General features: G+C 58.4%; 27 protein-coding genes. 16 read left to right on the forward strand and 11 right to left on the reverse strand.

The genetic code is table 11. From position 1 onward, the window contains the following. Window positions 1-49 precede the first annotated feature (49 nt). From BOA8489_RS11445 to BOA8489_RS11455, 3 genes are read left to right on the forward strand one after another with little or no spacing between them, the layout of a single operon-like run. The gene (locus BOA8489_RS11445) at window positions 50-400 is read left to right on the forward strand and encodes a hypothetical protein (protein WP_093974155.1); all 351 of its coding nucleotides are present in this window, start codon (window positions 50-52) and stop codon (window positions 398-400) included. After that, window positions 400-918: a lipocalin family protein gene (locus BOA8489_RS11450; protein WP_093974156.1), complete on the forward strand. Its 519-nt coding sequence runs from the start codon at window positions 400-402 to the stop codon at window positions 916-918. The genes BOA8489_RS11445 and BOA8489_RS11450 overlap by 1 nt, the downstream gene beginning before the upstream one ends. Beyond that, entirely contained in the window at window positions 915-1,418 is a 504-nt protein-coding gene (locus BOA8489_RS11455; protein ID WP_093974157.1) for a thioesterase family protein, read from the forward strand. The genes BOA8489_RS11450 and BOA8489_RS11455 overlap by 4 nt, the downstream gene beginning before the upstream one ends. Here BOA8489_RS11455 and BOA8489_RS11460 read toward each other — a convergent pair. Beyond that, window positions 1,391-2,239 (reverse strand): helix-turn-helix domain-containing protein, encoded by an 849-nt coding sequence (locus tag BOA8489_RS11460; RefSeq protein ID WP_093974158.1) that lies wholly within the window; start codon window positions 2,237-2,239, stop codon window positions 1,391-1,393. The two genes, BOA8489_RS11455 and BOA8489_RS11460, sit on opposite strands and share 28 nt — an antisense overlap. Window positions 2,240-2,334: 95 nt before the next feature. Between BOA8489_RS11460 and BOA8489_RS11465 the strand changes: the two genes are divergently transcribed. Both BOA8489_RS11465 and BOA8489_RS11470 read left to right on the forward strand, forming a co-directional pair. Then, on the forward strand, window positions 2,335-3,261 hold the full coding sequence (locus BOA8489_RS11465; protein WP_093974159.1) for a fatty acid desaturase: 927 nt from the start codon (window positions 2,335-2,337) through the stop codon (window positions 3,259-3,261). 39 nt (window positions 3,262-3,300) lie between these two features. Further along, window positions 3,301-4,194 (forward strand): DMT family transporter, encoded by an 894-nt coding sequence (locus BOA8489_RS11470; RefSeq protein WP_093974160.1) that lies wholly within the window; start codon window positions 3,301-3,303, stop codon window positions 4,192-4,194. On the opposite strand, the gene BOA8489_RS11475 is transcribed toward BOA8489_RS11470, so the two are convergent. Then, the gene (locus tag BOA8489_RS11475) at window positions 4,186-4,830 is read right to left on the reverse strand and encodes an NUDIX hydrolase (protein ID WP_093974161.1); all 645 of its coding nucleotides are present in this window, start codon (window positions 4,828-4,830) and stop codon (window positions 4,186-4,188) included. The two genes, BOA8489_RS11470 and BOA8489_RS11475, sit on opposite strands and share 9 nt — an antisense overlap. Beyond that, complete coding sequence (locus tag BOA8489_RS11480) at window positions 4,808-5,149, reverse strand: DUF983 domain-containing protein (RefSeq protein ID WP_370807170.1); 342 nt, start codon at window positions 5,147-5,149, stop codon at window positions 4,808-4,810. The genes BOA8489_RS11475 and BOA8489_RS11480 overlap by 23 nt, the downstream gene beginning before the upstream one ends. 278 nt (window positions 5,150-5,427) lie before the next feature. Here BOA8489_RS11480 and BOA8489_RS11485 point away from each other — a divergent pair, with 278 nt between their 5' ends. From BOA8489_RS11485 to BOA8489_RS11500, 4 genes are all read left to right on the forward strand, one after another. Next, entirely contained in the window at window positions 5,428-5,904 is a 477-nt protein-coding gene (locus BOA8489_RS11485; RefSeq protein WP_093974162.1) for an EF-hand domain-containing protein, read from the forward strand. Between the two features lie 78 nt (window positions 5,905-5,982). After that, window positions 5,983-6,579, forward strand: coding sequence for an RNA polymerase sigma factor (locus BOA8489_RS11490; RefSeq protein WP_093974163.1), 597 nt, complete (start codon window positions 5,983-5,985; stop codon window positions 6,577-6,579). Then, a complete protein-coding gene (locus BOA8489_RS11495) occupies window positions 6,569-6,940 on the forward strand; it encodes a hypothetical protein (protein WP_141138280.1) in 372 nt (123 codons plus the stop codon). Before BOA8489_RS11490 ends, BOA8489_RS11495 begins: the two co-directional genes overlap by 11 nt. Continuing rightward, on the forward strand, window positions 6,937-7,416 hold the full coding sequence (locus BOA8489_RS11500; RefSeq protein ID WP_093974165.1) for a periplasmic heavy metal sensor: 480 nt from the start codon (window positions 6,937-6,939) through the stop codon (window positions 7,414-7,416). The genes BOA8489_RS11495 and BOA8489_RS11500 overlap by 4 nt, the downstream gene beginning before the upstream one ends. Here BOA8489_RS11500 and BOA8489_RS11505 read toward each other — a convergent pair. Next, entirely contained in the window at window positions 7,403-8,830 is a 1,428-nt protein-coding gene (locus BOA8489_RS11505) for a response regulator (protein ID WP_093974166.1), read from the reverse strand. The two genes, BOA8489_RS11500 and BOA8489_RS11505, sit on opposite strands and share 14 nt — an antisense overlap. An 86-nt stretch (window positions 8,831-8,916) precedes the next feature. Here BOA8489_RS11505 and BOA8489_RS11510 point away from each other — a divergent pair, with 86 nt between their 5' ends. Then, on the forward strand, window positions 8,917-9,204 hold the full coding sequence (locus tag BOA8489_RS11510; protein ID WP_093974167.1) for a DUF3572 domain-containing protein: 288 nt from the start codon (window positions 8,917-8,919) through the stop codon (window positions 9,202-9,204). 7 nt (window positions 9,205-9,211) lie between these two features. Here BOA8489_RS11510 and phaZ read toward each other — a convergent pair whose 3' ends face one another. Beyond that, window positions 9,212-10,471, reverse strand: coding sequence for a polyhydroxyalkanoate depolymerase (phaZ, locus tag BOA8489_RS11515; RefSeq protein WP_093974168.1), 1,260 nt, complete (start codon window positions 10,469-10,471; stop codon window positions 9,212-9,214). Between the two features lie 122 nt (window positions 10,472-10,593). Here phaZ and phaC point away from each other — a divergent pair, with 122 nt between their 5' ends. Together phaC and BOA8489_RS11525 are read left to right on the forward strand one after the other, a co-directional pair. After that, on the forward strand, window positions 10,594-12,393 hold the full coding sequence (gene phaC / locus BOA8489_RS11520) for a class I poly(R)-hydroxyalkanoic acid synthase (protein ID WP_093974169.1): 1,800 nt from the start codon (window positions 10,594-10,596) through the stop codon (window positions 12,391-12,393). A gap of 137 nt (window positions 12,394-12,530) precedes the next feature. Further along, window positions 12,531-12,977 carry a Phasin gene (locus BOA8489_RS11525; RefSeq protein WP_093974170.1) on the forward strand — a complete coding sequence of 149 codons (447 nt, stop codon included), beginning with the start codon at window positions 12,531-12,533 and terminating at the stop codon, window positions 12,975-12,977. Between the two features lie 81 nt (window positions 12,978-13,058). Here BOA8489_RS11525 and BOA8489_RS11530 read toward each other — a convergent pair whose 3' ends face one another. The 6 genes from BOA8489_RS11530 to BOA8489_RS11555 form a co-directional block, all read right to left on the reverse strand. Continuing rightward, window positions 13,059-13,433 (reverse strand): response regulator, encoded by a 375-nt coding sequence (locus BOA8489_RS11530; RefSeq protein ID WP_093974171.1) that lies wholly within the window; start codon window positions 13,431-13,433, stop codon window positions 13,059-13,061. Further along, on the reverse strand, window positions 13,420-16,899 hold the full coding sequence (locus BOA8489_RS11535; RefSeq protein WP_093974172.1) for a chemotaxis protein CheB: 3,480 nt from the start codon (window positions 16,897-16,899) through the stop codon (window positions 13,420-13,422). The genes BOA8489_RS11530 and BOA8489_RS11535 overlap by 14 nt, the downstream gene beginning before the upstream one ends. A gap of 159 nt (window positions 16,900-17,058) precedes the next feature. After that, window positions 17,059-17,349, reverse strand: a complete 291-nt coding sequence (locus BOA8489_RS11540) for a DUF1330 domain-containing protein (RefSeq protein WP_093974173.1) — start codon at window positions 17,347-17,349, stop codon at window positions 17,059-17,061. Between the two features lie 66 nt (window positions 17,350-17,415). After that, the gene (locus BOA8489_RS11545; RefSeq protein ID WP_370807168.1) at window positions 17,416-17,742 is read right to left on the reverse strand and encodes an ExbD/TolR family protein; all 327 of its coding nucleotides are present in this window, start codon (window positions 17,740-17,742) and stop codon (window positions 17,416-17,418) included. A 41-nt stretch (window positions 17,743-17,783) separates the two neighbouring features. Further along, complete coding sequence (locus BOA8489_RS11550) at window positions 17,784-18,161, reverse strand: ExbD/TolR family protein (protein ID WP_093974175.1); 378 nt, start codon at window positions 18,159-18,161, stop codon at window positions 17,784-17,786. Next, window positions 18,158-18,787 carry a MotA/TolQ/ExbB proton channel family protein gene (locus tag BOA8489_RS11555; protein WP_093974176.1) on the reverse strand — a complete coding sequence of 210 codons (630 nt, stop codon included), beginning with the start codon at window positions 18,785-18,787 and terminating at the stop codon, window positions 18,158-18,160. The genes BOA8489_RS11550 and BOA8489_RS11555 overlap by 4 nt, the downstream gene beginning before the upstream one ends. Window positions 18,788-18,896: 109 nt before the next feature. On the opposite strand from BOA8489_RS11555, the gene hydA reads away from it, so the two are divergent. The 4 genes from hydA to BOA8489_RS11575 are packed head-to-tail and all read left to right on the forward strand — an operon-like array spanning window position 18,897 to window position 22,291. Then, window positions 18,897-20,333 (forward strand): dihydropyrimidinase, encoded by a 1,437-nt coding sequence (gene hydA / locus BOA8489_RS11560; protein ID WP_093974242.1) that lies wholly within the window; start codon window positions 18,897-18,899, stop codon window positions 20,331-20,333. Further along, complete coding sequence (locus tag BOA8489_RS11565; protein WP_093974177.1) at window positions 20,330-20,716, forward strand: VOC family protein; 387 nt, start codon at window positions 20,330-20,332, stop codon at window positions 20,714-20,716. The genes hydA and BOA8489_RS11565 overlap by 4 nt, the downstream gene beginning before the upstream one ends. Next, window positions 20,713-21,387, forward strand: a complete 675-nt coding sequence (locus tag BOA8489_RS11570; RefSeq protein WP_093974178.1) for an aspartate/glutamate racemase family protein — start codon at window positions 20,713-20,715, stop codon at window positions 21,385-21,387. The genes BOA8489_RS11565 and BOA8489_RS11570 overlap by 4 nt, the downstream gene beginning before the upstream one ends. Further along, window positions 21,380-22,291 (forward strand): dihydrodipicolinate synthase family protein, encoded by a 912-nt coding sequence (locus tag BOA8489_RS11575; RefSeq protein ID WP_093974179.1) that lies wholly within the window; start codon window positions 21,380-21,382, stop codon window positions 22,289-22,291. The genes BOA8489_RS11570 and BOA8489_RS11575 overlap by 8 nt, the downstream gene beginning before the upstream one ends. The last annotated feature ends 138 nt before the right edge of the window (window positions 22,292-22,429 follow it).

The raw sequence follows: 22,429 nt of genomic DNA on the forward strand, positions 1-22,429 counted from the left end.
ATTTGCCTCCCTAAGGTCCGCATCAACACGGGGGTTTCGGGGAGGACGAATGCTGGCGCTTGGTCGCGGTTTCTTGATGATCTGCCTCACCCTGACACTTCTTGCGTGTCAGGAGGACGGCCCGCGTGCTTCCGGCGAAACCGGCGGAGTTCCCGACCCACTGGCCGAGCAACGCGCCGCCTGCGAACGCACCGGGGGCCGCTGGGGCGCACGCTCAGGCGGCATCCTTTTCACTTGCTACCGCCCCTCAAGTGACGCCAACCAGCTGTGTCGTGCTTCATCCGATTGCGAAAGCGTCTGCCTTGCCCGTTCGCGCACCTGTGCTCCGACGACGCCTTTCCTCGGCTGCCACGAAATCCTGACCGAAAACGGCGGTCGCGCCACCCAGTGTATCAACTGATGCGCGCAGCGGTTCTCCTCCCCCTGGCCCTTGCGGCCTGCGTCGCCTTGCCCGAATACCGCGACACAGACGTGCCGATCTCGTCGATGGCCACGTTCGAACCCGCCAAATACGCCGGCACTTGGTTCGAGATCGCCAGCTTCCCGGTCCCCTTCCAGTCCGGCTGCCGCAATACCACGGCCACCTACACCGCGGCTCCCGACGGCACACTGGATATCCTGAATGCCTGCGACACCGACGATGGCCGGGAACAAATCGGCGGCACCGCCCGCCTCGACGGTCCCGGTCGTCTGAAAATTCGCCTCGATGGCGTGCCCTTTGCCGCCGATTACTGGGTGCTTTGGGTCGACACAGACTATCGCACCGCAGTTGTCGGCACGCCTGCAGGCCGCTCCGGCTGGATCCTGAACCGCGAACCGACCATTCCCGCCGACCGCCTGAAAGCGGCGCGCGATATATTGGCCTTCAACGGCTACGACCTGACCCAACTTCAAATAACCACGCAGGAGGCACCATGACCCGAAAAGTAGCGGTTCTTGGCCTTGGCACGCGCGGCGGCGATATTGCGACCGCCTTTCACAAAATCGGCTGGGCAGTTTCGGGCTTCGACCCTGACCAGCTTGCGGAAGGCGTCCCCGACCTCAAGCGCGACTGGACCCGCGAATCCACGATTTCCGGCACTGTCCGGGGCGCCGACTGGGTCATGATCTGCCTCCCCGAGCGCCTGGAACTAATGCGCAAGGTCATCCAGCGCGCCCAAAGCGAAGCACCTCATGACGCCGTCATCGCCGTTGTCACGCACGACTTCGACATCGACGCCGTGCAAGGATGCGCGCACCGTCCGGCACAGGTTCTGCGCGTCGATCAAGGCGAAGACGGCGGCTATTTGATTGATGTCTCCTCCAAGACAGACCCTGTGGCCAAGTCCGATGCCAGACGCGTGCTGGCGCAACTCGCCGCTCAGGAATTCGTGCCGAAATCCCGCAAGGTTCAGCTTCCCAAGGCCGAAAGCGCCTGAAGATGGCCGGGCCAGTCCCGCTCTGACACATAGGCCTCGCGCACCAGCCCGTCGAATTGCTCGGTCAGCACCTTGACCCGCTCGCGGTCGCGAAACGCCATGTAGTACTGCCCGACATACAAGACCGCCACCAAAGGCCCGAACACCGTCAGCGGCGCGGAATAGACCCGCCGCGCATCGAACAGAAACACCCTCAAAGACGGGAAAAGCTCTTCATGTAGCTGCTTCAGATACCGCATCTGCTCATCGCGCACGAACTTCGGCAGTCCCCGGTAATATCCGGAACACGACACCAGCGACTCCATCTCGTAAAGCGGCATCGCGATCTCATAGTCCGACAAGGATTGCTGCATCCAGTCCAGTCTATCCCGGCTGGCCCCGATCGCCTGATCCACCGATTTGCCCAGATGCGGCTTGTACTCCCACCGAAGCAGCGCACTGGTCTTCAGCATATCAGGCAACGTCGCCGGAACGTGACGTATCTTGTAGCCGGCCGCCTCCTGATGCCACGCGAAAATCTGTTCATCAATCAGCGCCCGAGGAGCCTGAGACACCTGCATCGAAGCGGCAAGAAGATCGGCAGCCCGTTCGGGCTTGTCGGAAAGCCCCAACAGCCAGTCGCCCGAAACACCCAATGCGGCGGCACATTCCGCCACCACCTGCGCGTTCGGCATCCTCGGACTGTCTCGCGTCAAAAGCTGGGAAATCGTCGAACGATCGACCCCCACGACCCGCGCCAGCCCGCTTTGAGTCGCGGACTTCTCGGCCATCGCTTCAGAAAGACGGAGTTTAAACAGTTTTGCGCGGTCTCTTTTGTCCATTTTCGCCACATATGGTGAATTATTTCACCATAGTTGAATTTATGTTGACCACAAACCAAATCGTTCACGCGTCCGTGATATGCAAAACCGGAGGTATGGGAACCCACGAACGCCGAACACTTTTCCAGTCCGCCACACCCGGATCAACCGAATGGCCAACGCTTGTGTTGTTGGCGATCACCTACGCGGTTTGGGCCTTGGCAACCACATGGCTCGCCTCGCTTTCAACCCCGCTCGCGGTGATCGTTACCGCCATCGCCATCGCGCAATTCTCCTCCCTGCAACACGAGGCAATCCACGGGCACCCGTTTGAAAACACGACCCTCAACGCCCTCCTTGTCGCGCCCGCACTGACCCTGATCCTGCCTTATGCCCGCTTCCGCGACACCCATCTCGACCACCACCTCGACAGCCGCCTGACCGACCCCTACGACGACCCCGAGAGCAACTACATCGACCCTGGCGACTGGGAAAAGATGTCCCGCGTCGAACGCATGATCCGCACCGCCAATAACACCCTCGCTGGTCGCCTTATCATCGGCCCCATCCTCGGAACGGCCTGTTTCCTGCGCGCCGACTGGCGCAATCGCACAACCGATCCGCGCGTCCTCAAAGGCTGGGCATGGCACCTTCCCGCCATGATCCCCGTGCTGTTCTGGCTCGCCAGCATCGCGACACTGTCCATCTGGGCCTACGCCGTCGCAATCTACTTCGGCCTGTCGCTCCTGCGCATCCGCACCTTCCTCGAACATCAGGCCCACGAACACGCACTCGGTCGCACTGTCATCATCGACGACCAAGGGCCCCTCGCCATCCTCTTTCTCAACAATAACTATCACGTCCTGCACCACACCCACCCGCGCGCACCGTGGTACAAACTCCCCGGCCTCTTCCGCCAGAACCCTGACCGCTACCTCAAGCAGAACGACGGCTATTTCTACCGCTCCTACGCGCAGGTTTTCGCTAAGTACTTCCTGCGCCGCAAAGACCCGGTGCCACACCCCCTCTGGCGGCGCAGCTAAACCCTTTTCATTCCTGCACTTTCCACCCAAGGTCCGCAGATGGAACTCTGGGTCATCCTCGCCATCGCCGCCGCCCTTTCGCAAACCTTCCGGTTTGCACTGCAAAAAGTGCTGGCAGGAAGCACCCTCAGCCCTGCCGCCGCCACATGGGCGCGCTTCCTTTGGTCCGCGCCGGTCGTCATCGCAATCATGTCGGCGTACGTCGCCTTGACGCCCGCCACGCTTCCCGGCGTCAAAACAGGTTTCTGGCCCTACGCGCTGGCCGGCGGAGCCACACAAATCCTCGCCACCATATGCACAGTCGCCCTGTTCAAACGTCGCGCATTCGCCGTCGGGATCACCTTCAAGAAGACCGAAGTCATGCTCACCGCCATCGCCGGACTTCTCATCCTTGGTGACAGGACCGACCCGTTGGGGGCTTTGTTCATTGTCCTTGGGTTTGTCGCCGTGCTGCTTTTGTCAAAGGCGCCGGAAGGCGGCAGTTTCTTCAACAAGGGCGCGGCCATCGGTCTGTTATCTGGCATCTTTTTCGCGCTGTCGGCGGTCGGCTACCGCGGTGCCGTCCTTGCAATGGACAGCGATAACACCTTTCTCGTCGCAGGCCTGACACTGGCGTTCGTGACCGCGGCCCAAGCCCTCGCCCTCGGCCTTTGGCTCGCATTGCGCGAACCCGGCCAGATCAGCGAAACCCTGAAAGGCTGGCGCAAATCCTCGCTTGTGGGAGTGTTCTCGCTTATTGGAAGCTGGTGCTGGTTCGCCGCTTTCTCACTCCAGAACGCGGCCTACGTCTTTGCAGTCGGGCAAATCGAACTGGTTGTCTCGCTGGCGATGGGCGTTCTATTCTTTCGTGAAAGACCCTCGGCGCGCGAATTGTTCGGCATGGGACTTCTGACGATCTCGATCACTGCTGTTGCGCTGATCGGTTCACGCTAACCAGACCACGCGGTCCTCGATCCGGTCGTTCCTGACCAACGGCACACGTTCGGGTGTTTCCAAAGACGGCAAATGCTCGGCCAGACGCTCAAGCACCATGGCGGTCACATTCGCAATATCCAGATCGAGCAAATCCCGAAGCATGACCCAGTGCAGCAAGGATAGCTCGTCACTGTCCCGGAAGTCCGCCTCGGCTCCCCCCGACACAGCCTCCACCGGAGCCAGAAAGAACCGCGCATCAAACCGTCTCGGACGCCCCGGCGGTGTGATCGCCCGCAAAAAGAAGCGCAAAGCCGAAGGCCGCTCGAACGCCAGTCCAGTTTCTTCCGCCAACTCGCGGATAGCGGCCCTCGCCAAGGCTTCGGGCGAGACTTCTGCGCCCACCGGCTGAAGCGCCAACAGTTCGCGCGTCCGCGCATCAAGCGGTTCTGCCAAATCGTCACCTTCGTCGGCCTCATCCACGGCACCCCCTGGAAAAACGAACTTCTTGGGCATGAAAACAGCACCTTTGCCCCGCTGCCCCATCAGCACAGCAGGGTCAGTCGTCGCGTCTCTCACAAGAATGATGGTCGACGCCGCGCGGATCGGCACGTCATCAATCACAGGTCTGCCCTCAAACAGAGGCCCCAAATCCATGAAGTCGCTTTGCCCATTGCAATCCTACAATCGCCCCCTTCAGCCGAGGCAAAAGATAGAGCGAAAGCCCAACACAGCCCACCGTAAAAGTGGACGCCAGAACCATCGGGTCGGGTCGAAACTCGGTAAAGGCCCAGATCAATGCCGGCGCCATCAAATGCCCAACGATAAGGATGGTCAGATAGGCAGGCCCATCGTCCGCCCGGTGGTGTGAAAGTTCCTGGTCGCACACAGGGCATGTGTCGCGCACTGCAAGATAGCTTTTCATCAACGGACCTCGTCCACAGTTCGGACAGGTTCGCTTCCAGCCGCGCAGCATCGCGCCACGCACATCGCGTTCGCTGCCGTCATTTCCAGCTTCGTGCGTCAGGTTCGTTGGGTGATCGGGATACATCACATACCTTCCAGCCAGCGTCATTACAAATCTAACAACCGACAATTTCAAGAAGTGGGCTTAGAAAGGAAACGACGCGAAATGTCCTTGCGGCGGGATGTCGCGTCTTTGTTCCGAAATTCAAAAAAAGTGCGACGGAATTCAGCACCTCGTCCGTTTGAAAAGCACGAAAGCAAAACACAAGCTTTAAGGAAGCAGGTAACATGAACAAGAATACAACACGCATTCTCCTCGCCGCACTCGCAATCACGGCCGGTTTCGGCGTTGCAGAAGCGCAAGATCGCCGCGCAGGCCCCGGCCCGATGGATTTCGCAACACTCGACGCAGACGGAAACGGCGAGATCACGCTCGAAGATCTCGATGCGGCTCGTGACAATCGCTTTGCCGATATGGACACAAACGGCGACGGGCAAGTCTCCGAGGCCGAATTCATCGCACATGCCCAAGCGCGCGCAGGCGAGCGCGCAAGCGAGATGTTTGCGCGTCTCGATGCGGACGGCGACGGCTCCCTCAGCCGCGATGTTCTGGAGGCCCGCGAAGGCGGCGGACGCATGGCTGCACGGATGATCGAACGCGCCGATACAGACGGCTCGGGCGGCGTCAGCGCCGAAGAATTCGAAGCCATCAAAGAGAGAATGGCCGAACGTCGCGGCGGCAAAATGGGCAAGCGGGGCGGCTGAAACTGACCACACAACGCTTACACAAGGGCGCGCCGGATTGCTCGACAGGCAATCCGGCGTTACGCCTGACATCAGATCATGCAAAACGCTCCGCCCAACACCAATTCCGAGTCCGCGCCCGATTCAGCGCTTTTGGCTGCCGTGGCGAACGGCGATGGAACCGCGGCACGCGTCCTGATCGACCGTCTTGCACCGCGCCTTTTGTCTCATGCGACACGCGTCCTTTCGGACCGCGCCGAAGCCGAAGATGTAGTGCAGGAAACGCTGGTGCGTCTTTGGAAGATCGCTCCGGAATGGCGCCAGGGCGAAGCGAAGGTTTCGACATGGTGCTTTCGGGTTCTTGTAAACCTATGCACCGACAAACTGCGGGCGCGAAAACCGCATGTCGACATCGACGCCATCGCCGAGCCTGCAGCCGACCTGCAATCGGTCGTCGAACAGATGAAAGATGTGGCGCGGCGCGGCGCGCTGGATGCGGCACTCGGCGCATTGCCCGACAGACAACGGCAAGCAGTTGTCCTGCGGCACATAGAAGAACGGAGCAATCCGGAAATAGCCGAGATCATGGACATCGGCGTCGAAGCGGTGGAAAGTCTCGTGGCGCGCGGCAAACGCGCGCTCGGGTCGGCACTGCGGGGCAAGCGAGCCGAACTGGGGTATGAAGATGACCGATAAATCACCTAACGACACCGCATTGGAAGCCTTGTTTGAAAGCGCGCGCGCCGAGACGCCGGAGCTTGCGCCTGATTTTCTCGCACGCCTTGTCGGCGATGCGGACGCGGCGATTGCCGCGCAAAACACTGCCTCCGCCGTGATCTTGGCACCGGTCAGTCTCTGGTCCAGGATCGTTGCCGCTTTTGTGCCGGTTTCGGGTCTCGCAGCCGCGACGCTGGCCGGGGTGTGGATCGGGTTTCAGGTTCCTTCGTCGGGCTTCACCGACAGGCTGGCGTTTTCCGACGGTGCTGACTTCGATGTCTCTGCCTTCCTGCCGGCGGTCGCACTCAGTGGCTTCAGCGAATTGGAGACAGACGGATGAGCGACAAAACCTCTCCGAAACGACGCTGGGTAAAACCGCTTCTGGCTGTATCACTGGTGTTCAACATGCTGATTGTCGGCATTATTGCCGGTATTCTCTTCGCCAATTCTGGCGACAAAGGCGACCGGCTGGACGGCCCGATGCGTTCTTTGGTCGGTACGCCGTTCATTCGTGCGCTCGAGCCCGAAGACCGGCGCGCGCTGGCTTTGGAAATTCGACGCGACGACGCGCGTTTACGGGAAAACCGCAGTGCCTTGCGCGCGCGGTTCGAAGCCTTGCTTGGCGCATTGGACGCCGATCCTTTTGATCCTGAGGCGGTGCGGGTGATCCTGCGCGAACAACGCGATATCGCGCTCAGACGCCAGAACATCGGCGAGGCGCTTCTGGTCGATCAGCTTCAGAAACTGAGCCCCGAAGAACGGGCAGCCTACGCCGACCGGCTGGCCCGTGATCTGCGAAGGCTCAGAAGGGAGTGAGCGCCACCTCTATTCGGTTGCGTCCCGACGCTTTGGCGCAGTAAAGCGCGCCATCCGCCAGACGCAGCAGCTTGTCCGCCATGACGTCCTTCTCGCACATTGGGTCAATCAACGCGGCCGCCCCTGCCCCGCCAATCCGCGACGCACCCCCGACCGTCACGCCGACACTGACTGTCACGGTGATTTCGCGGCCATCTTCCAGCACAATCGGATCGTCACAAATCCGCGCCCTCAACCTGTTGGCGGCAGGCCCGGCGCGTTCGGCATCGGTTCCTGGCATCACGACCAGAAATTCCTCTCCACCGAAACGCGCCACCAGATCTATCGACCTCAGGTTGTCGCTGACCCGACTTGCGATCTGGCGCAGAATCGCGTCGCCAACGGCGTGCCCATACGTGTCATTCACCGTCTTGAAGTGATCTATATCCGCCATCATAACTGCAAAAGGCTCGCCCGTTGCGCTGGAATTGCGAATGACATCCGACAGATATGTGTCCGCGTACCTGCGGTTGTAGAGACCGGTCAAAGGGTCGGTCGCTGCAAGTCGCATACTGCTTTCTGAATTGCGTCTGAGGTCATCAGCATCCGATTTCCGCCGCATCAAAGACCGAACACGGTGGACGACCTCATCGCCCAAAGCGTCCGTTCCAACCAGATCGGACGCGCCGCTGGTTAGGGCGGTGATCGCAGAATCACAATCATCGGTGGGGTGCATCACAAGGATCGCGGCGTGGCGGGAATGGTCGCGCGCCCGTAAATCAGGCAGCGCCGACAGCATCTGGCGCGCCGCCGTATTTGCGCAATCCAGGACAAACACATCGCGCGCGACATAGTCACCGCCACTTGCCAGAGCCTCGTCCAATGTCAGTCGTCTGAAACGTGACCCAAAGGCTTCAGCCAGTAGGGTGAAACCCCTGTGCATGGCGTCTTGGGTGGTAACCAAGGCGACGCTGGATGCCGCCTGAAAAGGCGAAGACTTTTCGGCAAACCAAAAGCTGGCCGCAGCGGATTGACGCCGCTCGACCTCGCGCAGACCGTGGGCTTCGCGCAATATTCCGCGCAGACGCGCCAGGAACAGAAGATCCGGCAACGGCGTCGCGATGACTTCGCGCGCACCTGCCGACAAGGCCCCCAATCGGCGCTCGGGCGTTGCCTCGGGATCAAGAAAAAGCACCAAAGGCGCCTGATCCGAGCGCGCAATAATCCCGTGCGTGTACAGGTCCTCCATCAGACCGGCCGGTTCGCGATCGCGCAATGTGGCAATCACCACATCAGGCGCAAAACCACGGACCTTGGTCGCAGCTTCGGTCAGATTTCCACAAACCGTGACCTCATAGTGATGCGCTTTCAGAAGCGAAGACGTCAGCATGCGTGCCGGCGTAGAGCTGTCCACGAGCAATAAGTGGTTCGCCATGAGTTGCCTCACCAATATTTACATTTGTTCCTTTGCCGTTCACTCTTTTCTGAGAAGAGTTAATAAAACCTTTCCGGGAGACGTCTGTGACACCGCTTGCGCGTGACTCCGCCGAAGTTCTGGCGATCGAAGCCCTCGTATGGCTTACGACCGATGACGAGTTGTTGCCGGTGTTCCTGGGGTCGACCGGAGCTGGCATCGATGACATACGCGCCCGCGCTCAGGACCCGGAATTCCTCGCGTCAGTGCTCGATTTCATTTTGATGGACGACGCATGGGTCGGTGCGTTTTGCGGGGCCAACAACTATGCGATGGATTTTCCCATGCGCGCGCGTGCCGCCCTTCCGGGCGGCGCTGCGGTAAACTGGACCTGAATTCGCCTTAGGCGCTCTTCTTCCCTACGGGCTCGGCCTTGGCATTTGCATCAATGAAGTTCAGCACAAGCGGGCGAATGTTGCTGCGCCAGCTTTTGCCCGCGAAGATGCCATAGTGACCCGCGCCCGGTTCAAGGTGCGCCGCCTTCTTGGAGTCTGGCAACCCCGTGAGCAGATCAAGCGCTGCCAGACACTGGCCGGGGGCTGAAATGTCGTCTTTTTCACCCTCGACGATTTTCACCGCGACATTGTCAATGGAACCGATATCGACGGCACGACCGTTCACCACAAATGCGTTCTCGGCGATTTCGCGGTTCTTGAAGATCCGCTCAACCGTCGACATGTAGAATTCGGCAGTCATATCCATGACCGCGAGATATTCGTCGTAAAACCTGTTGTGCTTGTCACGGTCACCGTCTTCGTTCTTCGAGACGCGCATGATCTGGTCGTAAAACGCCTTGGAATGCGTTTCGGCGTTCATCGAAACGAAGGACGCAAGCTGCAAAAGGCCGGGATAGACCATGCGTCCCACGCCTGCATATTTGAACCCGACGCGCTGAAGCATGACCTGTTCAAGCTGGCCCATGGTCACACGACGCCCAAAGTCCGTGACGTCCGTGGCATTCGCGTCAGGATCAATTGGCCCACCAATCAGCGTCAGTGTGCGCGGCTGTGCTTTCGGCTTTTCAGCCGCAAGGTAAGCCGTTGCCGCAAGCGCTAGTGGCGCGGGCTGGCATACAGCGATCACATGCAGATCGGGACCGAGATGATCCATGAAGTCCGACAGATAAAGCGTGTAGTCCTCGATATCGAATTTTCCGGCGCTGACAGGAATGTCCCGCGCGTTGTGCCAGTCAGTGATCCAGACGTCTGCATCGGGCAAAAGGCTCTGGACGGTCGAGCGCAGAAGTGTCGCGTAGTGACCCGACATCGGCGCCACGAGAAGGATACGACGCGCCATCGGCGCGCGTCCCTGAACCTTGAAATGAATAAGATCGCCGAAAGGGCGCTCGACCGCGTTTGTGACGGTAACGATATGATCGCGGCCGTCCTTGCCGACGACGCTTTCAAGTCCCCAGTCCGGCTTGGAGACCATGCGCGAAAAGCTGCGTTCGGTGACTTCACCCCAGGCCGCCATCAGATTGAAAGCAGGGTTTGGAACCATGCCCCACATCGGGTAGGATGCGATTGCCTGTGCGCTTGCACCGGCCCATTGATTTGTGTTCCGGAGGGTTTCCATCAAATCGTAGGTCAACATATATCGCATCAGGCACCTCAACTTGGCCGGGCCAATTCGTCGCTTTGCCCTTGGGGCCTTGCGGCGATAGACTTACGTCCTTAAATCGCAGCACAAATGCTGCACCTGCAAAATAGGCTCGAAAACCGCCAATGGCAACAAAAGAAACAGAAACGCCGGCGAATCTGGACCGTCTGAACGAGAATCTCGCCCGAATCGAAGAGCTTTCGCAACGGCTTGTTTCTGCGCTCGCGACCAAGAAACCAAAGCATCCGGGCCTCGAAGGCCCTGGCGAAGATCTCTATATGAAAGCCGCCACAGCCTATATGGCGGAGATGATGTCGCACCCCTCGAAACTGATCGAACATCAGGTCGGCTACTGGGGTAAAGCTCTGACTCATTATATAGACGCTCAAAACAAGCTTGCGCATGGCAAGCTTGAGCCTGCGGACGACCGTACGCCCAAAGATCGCCGGTTCAGTGACCCTCTTTGGGAGAACCACCCGTTCTTCAATTACGTGAAGCAGCAATACCTGATGTCTGCCGAGGCCATGAGCGAAATGGTCGAGAAACTCGAAGGTCTGGACGACAAGGACAAAAAGCGCGCACGGTATTTCACCCGCCAGATCGTCGACATGATGAGCCCGACGAACTTTCTTGGCACGAACCCGGCCGCTCTGACAAAGGCGGTCGAGACCGATGGTCAGTCCTTGGTCGATGGACTTGAAAACCTCGTGCGCGATATCGAAGCCAGCGACGGCGAGATGCTGGTCACGCTCGCCGACAAGAACGCTTTCAAAGTCGGCGAAAACATCGCCACTGCGGAAGGCTCGGTCGTGTACCGTAATGAGCTGTTCGAGCTTATTCAATACGTGCCGAAAACGGAGACCGTGCACAAGACTCCGCTGGTCTTGTTTCCGCCCTGGATCAACAAGTTCTATATTCTCGACCTGAAGCCGAAGAATTCGCTTATTCAATGGATCGTCGAACAGGGCTACACTTTGTTCGTGGTAAGCTGGAAGAACCCTGACGCAAGCTATCGCGATATGGGGCTGGGCGACTACATCGAGAAAGGCTACCTGGAAGCCGTCGAACAGGTCAAAACCATCACGAACGAAAAACAGGTTAACGCCGTCGGCTACTGCATCGCAGGTACAACCCTGTCCTTGACGCTGGCACTTTTGAAAAAGCGCGGTGACAAGTCGATCAAGTCCGCCACGTTGTTCACCGCCCTTACAGATTTTGAAGATCAGGGCGAAGTTGGTGTATTTTTGTCCAACGACTTTGTGGATTCGATCGAAGCGCAAGTCGAGATTGACGGAATGCTGGACAAGAGGATTATGTCCAAGACCTTCAGCTTCCTGCGCTCGAATGATCTTATCTACGGACCCGCAATCAAGAGCTACATGATGGGCGAGGCGCCTCCGGCATTCGACCTTCTGTTCTGGAATGGTGACGGAACGAACCTGCCGGGTTGTATGGCAATGGAGTATCTGCGCGGGCTTTGTCAGGACAACCGCTTTGCGCGCGAAGGGTTCGAAGTATTGGGTGAAACCGTGATGCTCAAGGACGTCACTGTGCCTGTTTGCGCCATTGCCTGTGAAACTGACCACATCGCAGCCTGGACAACATCCTATGCCGGGATCAAGCAAATGGGCAGCCGCTCCAAGACGTTCATTCTGTCGGAATCCGGTCACATTGCGGGAATCGTGAATCCCCCGTCAAAAGTGAAATACGGGCATTACACGAACGACGACTGGAACCTCGATGCCGATGAATGGCACGAAACAGCTGAATTCCACGAAGGCTCGTGGTGGCCTCTCTGGGACAAATGGCTGTCGCCCAAGTCCGGAAAACAGGTGCCTGCAAGGGTTCCGGGGGAATCGTCGACTCACCCGATTCTGTATCCGGCGCCCGGAAAATACGTGATAGAGACGCCCAAAAAACCCTAAGTATTTGTTTTTTATCAGCAATAATTTTTGCTGCGCCGCAGCATATTGTCTTGCAATGCTGCGGTGCAGCATCTATATAGTTTGCAGACGCAGAGAAGCGGGTCTCCCCGCTCATCGCTAACTCAGGAGAGAGACCAATGGCTAAAGCTACCAACGACTACACAAAGATGATGAAAGACATGATGGGTTCTTTCCCGGTTGATATGTCTTCCATGCAGGACGCATTCAAATCGCAGGCCGACTTCGCCGACAAAATGTCGAAAGTCGTTCTGGAAGCTGCTGAGAAGTCGACCGAGATTTCCGCAAGCTGGACAAAATCCACACTTGGCAAAGTCGGCACCGTAACGACTGCCAAAGAAGACCCGGCTGACTACACAAAAGCCATCACAGACTTCGCTTCCGCACAAGCAGAGATGGGCACCGAGTCCATGGCTGCTTTCGCTGAGATCGCGAAAAAAGTTCAGATGGAAACAGTTGAGCTGATGCTCGCCGCTGGCAAAGACCTCAGCGAAGAAGCAACTGCTGCTGTCAAGAAAGCCACAAACGACGTGACTGCGGCTGCGAAAAAAGCAACTGCGAAGTAAGTTTTCTGATTGCCGACTCCTCCCTGTCGGCGTCATTACTACCGGCGGACCTTGGGTTCGCCGGTTTTTTTATGCCCAACGTCATGCTGACATTCTGGCAGTGAGAATGTCGTGAATGACCTCCTCAATATCCGACCGCGACAGCGGCTTTTCGATAAAGTCGAAGCTTTGTAGTCGTTCGCCCAACTCGCATTTGTTGTAGCCAGAAGCAAAGATGACATGTGTTCCGCGCTCACGCAGCGCGATGCCAAGCTCGATTGTACGCTCGCCGTTACCAAGGTTTACATCCAACAAGGCCACATCGAAGCGCTCTGCGAGCACCAGGCTTTCCGCAGATTTGAGTGTATGAGCGACCCGCACCGACCCAAAGCCAAGGTCGGCGAGCACGCTGGCAGTTTCGATTGCGACAATGATTTCGTCCTCGACGTGGAGAACGGATAAGTCAGAAAACGTCATAAACCACTTCTTCTTTCTTTTTTCCAAGGGTTTCAAAAGGGACAGTCATTTCGACGACCAATCCATCGGGGAGCCAATCAGTTTCGACCGACCCATGGAGGCTGCCGGTAATTGTCGACGCGATGAGCTGGCTTCCAAATCCACTGCCCGAACCCGAAGGCACAGCGGGACCGCCACTTTCGATCCTTCGAAAAACAACCCGTTCCGCTGTCCCGTCATCAATCCGCATCCAGCTCAGGGACACTCGTCCCCCACCCTGCGAGAACGCGCCATATTTCACCGCATTGGTTGCAAGCTCGTGGATCGCCATTCCAAGCGCGACAGCCGCGCGGGCGTTCAATTCGATGCGCGGCCCTGCAAGGTTCACCCGCTCAACACCATAGACATGGGTCAACTCGGGTTCGATCAGCGCATAGATATCCGCGGCGCGCCAGTTCTCCTTTGTCAGAAGCTTGTGCGTCTGAGACAAAGCCCTGATCCGGGCAGCCAGCGTATCAAGAACGCTGACATCGGCACCGGCTTCGCGTCGCGCGCGGCTAACCAGTGCAAGCACGTTCGACAGCATGTTTTTCACCCGATGCTGAAGCTCTTGCATCATGCGTCGCAACTCAGCCTGCATTTCGGTTTGCTCGGTGATATCGCGGAAGTTGACGCCGACAGCGACGATCTCGTCATCGATACGCACGGGATACCAATCCGTTGAAAAAAGCCGACGATCACCTGCGTGCGCGGCCGTCTCACCTTCCATATGCAAACCAACAATCGGTTCGCCCTCACTCAGAACGGTCTTGAAGGCCGCATCGATCTGCTCGCCAAGATCCGGGACAATGTCCCTCATCTTCTCACCGAAATGTGCCGCTGCATCGCGTCCGTTGATTTCGGCCATTTGCCGGTTGACCCTCAGATATGTCGTGTCCGGTGACGTAAGCGCCATGGCCTGCGGGCTGACAAAATAAAGCTGCTCTATTTCGGCGAGGCTGCGCTGGGATACCCGCCGTTCGGCTTCTGCAGCGCTGACTGCCTGGCGGAGTTCCGTGATGCCGGTCATCGTGCAGACGATGCCACGCCGCCTTGAGGCTCCGTCACCGGAATAACCCAATATTTTCAGGGCATAGCGACGGTCTCGACTGTTGGTTTCGACCTCTTCGTTGATCGGAACGCCGCTGGTCAGAACTTCACGACACCGCGCTCGGAGGTACGCCGTGTCGATGTCGCCACCAATGTCGTCGATCCGTCTTCCACAGTTGGCATCCACGAACCGAAAGACGCACTGACTGCCCGGCGTAAAGAACCTCAGCCGCAGATCATCGTCCAGAAATAGCGTGATGACATCCGTAGACCCCATCAAGTTCGCAAGATCGTCGTTCGCCTCGCGCAGTTCTGCGACTTTGCTCTGCAGCTCCTCATTCGTCGTTGAAAGCTCCTCGTTGCCCGACTGCAACTCCTCGTTCATAGACATCATTTCTTCGTTTGAGCTTTTCAGCTCTTCGTTGGACGTCTCAAGCTCCTCGACTGTCGTTCGGATGGTCTCGCGTGCGTTTTCGAGTTCCGCTTCAATGCCTTGCACGTAGCTGTCATCGAGGGAGCCGACTCCAGCGACAACTACCTCGCGGTGCTCGACCAGATCCAGACGGTCCTCGATCACCAACAACCGCGACCGATCCTCGAGAAACTCGAGCGACAGGAGGATGCGTACGTCCTTCCCGGCAAACTTGCCGCGATACTCCTGTTCACAACGCTCACCGTCCCGTTCCGCACTTGCAAGTAGCCGCCGAAGCGCCGGTTCAAGTTCCGCAACAATTAGCTGCGTCAGACCGAGACGCGTCGACCCCGGCTTGATCCGGAAATAGGGAACGGCGCGTTCGGAAGTATAAATCAGGTTACCCGCCTTGTCGGCGACAATAAACGGCGGCGCGATCTTGTCGATCAGAGTGCGCGCATAGGGTTCGCGCGAAGCCTGTCGCAAGGCGTCTTCGGGTTCGGTTCGCGCACAATAGGGTGAGGCGGAGGTTGCCGGAAAGTTCAATCGCTGCGCCGGGCCTTTGCTCCGTCGATAGAGACGCAGACGGCTGTTGTTCGGGGCGAAAAGCTGGTTGTTGTTGCGTGGCATCTCGCTTGGACCGAGAAAGAGATGCCCCCCTTCGTTGAGAGCGTAGTGGAATACAGACAGCGCGAAGTCCTGCAAATCCGGTTCGAAATAGATGGCCACATTACGGCACGACACCAGATCAACGCGCGAGAACGGCGGGTCCTTGATGATGCTTTGGCTGGAGAATCGTACCATTTCACGCAATTTCGGTGAGACCTCGAACCCGTCGTCGGTTGCATTGAAATAAGTGGTCAGAAAGCTTGGGGGGATCTCGTCAGCAATAGACGCCGGATAACGCCCCTTGCGGGCGATTTTGATGGCGTCTTCGTCAATGTCTGTCGCGAAGATTGACACCCGAGGCTGTGCGCTGGTGCGCTCTAACTCATCGGCGATCAGCATTGCGATCGTAAAGGCTTCCTGTCCCGTGGAGCACCCCGGCACCCAGATACGCACTTCGTCGCCCTCACACTTGCCGCCGAGGATGTCCGGCAAGACGGTCTTGGCCAGAGCGTCGAAGGCGTCGGGGTCGCGAAAGAAACTGGTAACATTGATCAGAAGGTCGCGGAACAGCTTTGGCGCTTCTGCTTTGTTGGCAATCAGTTCTTTGACGTAATCGTTCGGGTTGGGAATCCCCAGAACCGACATCCGTACAGCCAGTCGGCGCAGAAGCGTCGATTTCTTGTAGTGCTGTATGTCATGCCCGGTACGGTAGCAGACGTGCTTTGCGATACGCTCGATGAATTCATCGTCCGAAAGCTTGCTGGGTTGCAGGTCGGTGCGGATCGAGAAGTAGTCGTTGATCACGTCGACCATTTCATCAGTCGGCAGCACCAGATCTTGGGCGCCCGTGGCGATCGCGCTTTTGGGCATCCCGTCGTAGTCGGCCTGCTTCGGGTCCTGTACAAAGACAAGACCGCCCGCTTCTTTGATCGCGCGCACGCCAGTCGATCCATCGGACCCGGTGCCGGAGAGAATGACCCCGACACCTTGGACGCCTACATCCTTCGCGAGACTTTCGAAGAAAGCGTCTATTGGACGGCGTATTCCGCGCGCCTTGCTATAGGCTTCAAGGCGAAGGCAGCCATCTTTCAGAGTGAGAAGCTGCCCTGGCGGGATCAGATAGATTAACCCGCTTTCCGCCCGCATTCCGTCTTCGGCCACCTGGACCGGAGCGGCTATCTTCCTGGACAACAGCTCGGGCAGCAGGCTTTCATGGTCGGGATCAAGGTGCTGTACCAGAACGATTGCAAGACCGTGGCCGGGCCTTAACCCGGATAGCAGAGTGCAAAACGCGTCCAGCCCACCGGCTGACGCGCCGACGCCAACCACGACCGGGCCGCAATGCAGGTCCAACTCACTATAGGCTTCGTCACGCATCGTCCGCCTCTTTCGTTCCGGGTCGACGCCCCGCAACGTGGCAGAAGATCGACAGCAACGCCCCTTAACGGAGAGCTACAGTCAACAATTACATCTTAAGGTAGAGTTATACGCAACCAAAAAGTGACCTCTCCCGCGACATTCCGCGGGTTGAACGCCTCAGTCCGTGCCTTCAACCAGGATGATCACGCTCTCCGCGTTTCGTCGGCGTATTTCAGCGACGGCTTGATATTCAGGATCGTGATAGGCCTTTTTTGCAAGCTCATAGCTGTCAAACTCGATCAGAACGTGGCGCATCAGGCTCTCGCCTTCGACAGTTTCCGATTGGCCGCCTCGGATGACGAAACGCCCTCCAAGAGCAGTCAGAATTGGAGTGTCTTTTTCCACATATTCCTTGTAGCCATCCGCGTCTTGGACCGTAATGTGCCCCATGATATAGCCCTTAGCCATCTTCCCGTTCTCCATTTTCAAAGATGAATTGTCGTCGATTCGCCATGTTATGCTGTTTGTGCGACGTTATTCCCGGGGACGCGCGACCACCAGTTGAACGGTGATCGCACCAGCCTGCTGCGCATCTGCCAGAACACGAGCCAGGATGGCGCCATCGAGATCGCGCGCAACGCGTAGTTCAACGCTCAGGCCCGAAAGTGGTCCAAGCGATGTCCTGCGCTGGCCATCTCTCCAAAGCGTCCCCTCGCGTTCGACGAACAGAACAACATCCCCTGCCGCCTCCGCCGATCCGTCCGCTTCGGGAGGATCGATCCGAACCGGATCCAGAGGTGCAATCACGGCGGTCATCAGGAAAAAAATCAACAGCAAGAAAGCGACATTGATCATTGGCACGATATTCTCCACGCGTTGGTGGCGCGGTTCGCTCAACCGGATCATTCGACAAGCGTCAGGGCAGTCAGCCCTTCCTGTCGCAAGTCGCTCATGACATCGACTATTCGCTGCACATCTGCAGTACCACGCGCCCGGAAGACCACGATATCGGTCGGGTTATCCATCAGGATCAAGACCCGGCGCGCAAGCTCGGATTGCGGGATTTGCACGCCATTCAAAAGGACAGCATTCGGCGTCACATCCACCAGTCGCGGAGGACCGGTGTAGGCGCCGCCGCCACCAAGCGTGATAGGCACCACCGCCGTCTGGTCAAATCGCGCGGCCAGCATGAAGAAGACCAGCAACAGAAAAACCACGTCGATCATCGGCGTCAGGCTCATGACACGGCGACGTCGTATGGGCTGAAGCGTCAGGCTCATTCAGCAGCCGATTGCAAGCCCGCCGGTTGCGCAAGAAAGACGCGCACAAGCAGGTCCTCAAGATCGCTGGCAACGCGATCAATCACCGCCTCAAACCACGCCAGGGCAAGAGCCGCCGGGATCGCCACTGCCATGCCGGCAGCCGTCGTCAACAAGGCTTCCCAAATGCCACCCGCCAGAACCGAGGCGTCTGCCTGCGCGCCACTTGTCTGAAGCGCCTGAAACGCGGCAATCATGCCCAAAACGGTGCCCAAGAGCCCAAGCAGCGGCGCAATCGTCGAAATCACCTCGAGAACCCGAAGCCCACGACGCGCCTCTGCAAGAGAACGACGCGCAACGCGTTCGGTCTCTTCGCGGGCTTGTTCCGTCGCAAGCCGCGTATCGGTCACGGCCTCCATCGCCGCGCGTACGACCAGCATCCGCAATCCGCCGCCATGGCCTGCGTCGACGTGGCCATCCAGCCGAAAGGCTTCAACGGCCGCCTCGGCGCGCGCGCCGCCCCATGCCCCAAGTATCGACAACTGCCAGAGCTTCCACAGGATCACCGCCAATCCCACGACGCTTAGGGCAGCGATGACCCAGATCACCGCGCCTCCACGCTCCAAAAGCCCAAGTATCGGCGACATCGCCCGCGCCCTTCCTATTTTCGACCGCGCCACACTGCCTGTCACCCTTGGGAAGCGCAAGCCTCACGACCTGCTTGTCGATCCACGCGTCTCCTGCTCTAGATACAGCATGGTGGAACATACAAATCTGGTCATTCGAAATGCACGCATACTGTCGTCTGATGGCGACAGGATCGGCGATGTTGAAGTTGGTGATGGCAAAATCAAAGCTATCGGAGATGTGCCAGCGACCACTGGCGCGGAAATCGACGCTGAAGGCTATGTGCTGACCCCCGGCGGCGTCGATGTACACGCGCACATTGAACAAATGTCCGGCATGGGCCTGATGAATGCCGACACGTTCGAAACTGCAACACGATCGGCGGCCCTTGGCGGAACGACATCGGTCATCAGTTTCGCGCCCCAAAGTGCGGCGCCAAGCCTTGCGCATGCGGTTGAAGATTATGCCGGGCGTGCAAGTTCGGGTGCGATGATTGACTATGCTTTTCATATCATCCTGAACGACATGAAGGCGGAAAATGTCGTAGACGATCTGACCGCGCTGATCGCCGTCGGACACCGTTCCATCAAGATATTCACCACATACAACATCCAGCTTTCTGACCGCGACATCTGCGAAGTCCTTGGCATCGCAAAAGAAGCAGGCGCTCTTGTCTGCGTTCACGCCGAAAACGATGGCCTAATAGGCTGGACCAAAGACCGTCTTCTGGCGTCCGGCAAGACCCAACCAAAGCATCACGCCTTGTCGCATCCCCGACTGGCCGAAATCGAAGCCGTCGAGCGCCTCATTCGCTTTGCCGAGTACTTCGCAACGCCTGTCATGCTGTTCCACATTTCTACGCATGAAGCCGTTAATGCCGTCCGCCACGCCCGCGCGCGCGGTGTCCCGGTCTGGGCGGAGACCTGTCCGCATTACCTCTTCATGACCGACGCGGTTCTGGATCGTCCCGGCATTGAAGGCGCGAAATGGATGTGCTCGCCACCACAACGCACAACCGCAGATCAGGATGCGCTTTGGGCTGGTCTGTCAGACGGCACGCTTGACCTTGTTTCGTCTGACCATGCCCCCTACCGGTTTGACGAAAGCGGCAAGCTGTCAAATGGCAAAAATGCCGATTTCTCGAAGATCGCCAATGGTTTGCCCGGCCTTGAAGTTCGTATGCCGCTGATGTTCGACGCCATGCAGCATGGTCGCATCAGCCCCATGGAATTCGTCACTTGGTGCTGCACTAACCCCGCCAGAATTCACGGGCTACCCCGAAAAGGCGACATACAGATCGGTTTAGACGCCGACCTCGTGCTCTGGAATCCCACGAAGCACCACGCTTATGGCGCCAATGACCTGCACGACAACGTCGGCTACAACCCATGGGTCGGAAAAACGATCACGGGATACCCCGAAACCGTCTTCCTGCGCGGCTATCCCATTGTGAAAAACGGCGCGCTTGAAGGCAAGGTCGGGCAAGGCCGCTGGATCGCGCGCCCCGCTCCTGGCGTTTCTACCACCGCAGCTCCGGCCCCGGAATATGTCGAGGCCACAACATGACCGCCCCCACTGCGCCAAGCCTCGCGATTACGTTCCTTTATTACCGCGACCTGAAAACGGCCGAGGCCTTTTACGCTGAAACTCTCGGACTGCCTCTGGTTATCGATCAGGGATGGGCGAAGATCTTTCGACTGGCAGAAGGCGCGCACATCGGGCTGGTGGATGAATCCCGCGGCATGAACAACTGGCAGGCAGAAAAATGCGTCCAACTCTGCCTTCGGGTTGAAGATGTGGACGCATGGTACGCGTGGGCGAGAGCCGAAGCCCTCGCGGACCTCAGCGAAATGTTCCAGAACGATGAGATCGGCATTCGCGCATTCGTTTTTTCTGATCCTGAAGGGTATCAAATCGAAGTCCAGACCCCCACGAGGCAAGGGGCATGACGCTTTACGTGATCAATCCCAATTCATCGCAAGGCGTAACCGATGGTCTGAAAAAGGCACTCTCGCCACTTGAAGCCTTGGGGCATCCCATCCGGTGCCTCATGCTGAACGAAGGCCCGCCGGGCATTGAAACGCAAGCCCACATCGACAGCGTCATCCAGCCCACGCTTCAGCTTACCCGTACGCTTGATGACGCAACCGGCTTCGTGATCGCGTGCTTCAGTGATCCCGGCGTCAAAGACATCCGCGCGGAAACGGCACTGCCGGTTCTGGGCATTCGTGAAGCCGCGATCAGTTCCGCTCTGACACTTGGCAATCGCTTCGGCATCATTGCCATTCGCCAGGGCTCGATCCCCCGCCACCTCGCGGCAGTCGATGCGATGGGGCTGAGCGATCGCCTGGCCGCGGATCGCGCGCTGGAACTAGGCGTCACCGAACTTGCCGATGAAACCCGCACACTTCAGCGCCTTTTGTCGACGGCACGACATTTGCGCGATGAAGATGGCGCCGATGTCGTGATCCTCGGATGCGCCGGCATGGCGCAATACCGCGCACGCGTTGAAGCTGCCACAGGCCTGCCTACAATCGACCCGACTCAGGCCGCCACAGCCATGGCGCTTGGTCGTATTTTCCTTCGTCAATCTCACAAACCAGAGGTCAACCATGCTTGATGAATCCGCCAAGGGTGTCTTCACAATCGCCGCAACTCCCTTTCTGCCCAATGGCGCGCTGGACATCGAAAGCCTTGATACCATGACGGATTTCTACATGGAGAAAGGCGCAACAGGCCTGACGATCCTCGGAATCATGGGCGAGGCTGGCAAGCTCTCGGCGGGCGAAAACGCAACGGTCATTGAACGCATCTGTGCACGCGCCACCGTGCCGGTCATCGTTGGCGTCTCGGCACCGGGGTTCGCGCAGATAGAAGCCACCACTGAAGTCGCCATGGCAAAAGGCGCGGCTGGCGTGATGGTCGCGCCGCCCTCAAGCCTTCGCACAGATGCGCAGATTACCGGATACTATCGAACCCTCGGCGAACGGCTCGGTAAGACCCCTTGGGTCATTCAGGACTTTCCGCTTGTGACCGATGTGCAGGTTGACCCCAAAGTCATCCTCCAAATCGTCGAGGACAACCCGGCGTGTGTGATGCTAAAGCACGAGGACTGGCCGGGTCTGGAAAAAATTGCCGCCCTGCGCGCAGCCTCGGACGCCGGAAGCAGACGCATCTCCATACTTTGCGGCAATGGCGGCCAGTTTCTCCTTGAAGAAATGATCCGCGGCGCGGACGGGGCCATGACCGGCTTTGCCTACCCCGAAATGATGCGCGATGTGACAACACTCATGTCCGCCGGGGATGAAAGCGCCGCTCGCGACATCTTCGACGCCTACCTGCCCCTGGTGCGCTACGAAAGCCAACCCGGCCTCGGTCTGGCCATTCGCAAATACATCCTGGCCAAACGTGGCGCGATCGCCCACGCCACCGTCCGCGCGCCGGGTCCCAAGCTCAGCAAGGCCGCAATCGCGGAAATCGAAACCCTGATCGAACGTCAGCAACAACGCCTCGCGGCGCTTTGATTCTAGATCCTTTCGGCAACCACCACGGGGGTGAGCGCAGCGAGGGGGCAGAGCCCCCCTCGCAAGAAAAACCTGCGCGCCTTCAACACTCATACTTTTCTTGCAGGCTTTCCCAACCTATAGTGCCGCCAACCAGCG

Origin of the sequence: Boseongicola aestuarii, assembly GCF_900184815.1 — a bacterium.
In the GTDB taxonomy this organism is placed as follows: Bacteria; Pseudomonadota; Alphaproteobacteria; order Rhodobacterales; family Rhodobacteraceae; genus Boseongicola; species Boseongicola aestuarii.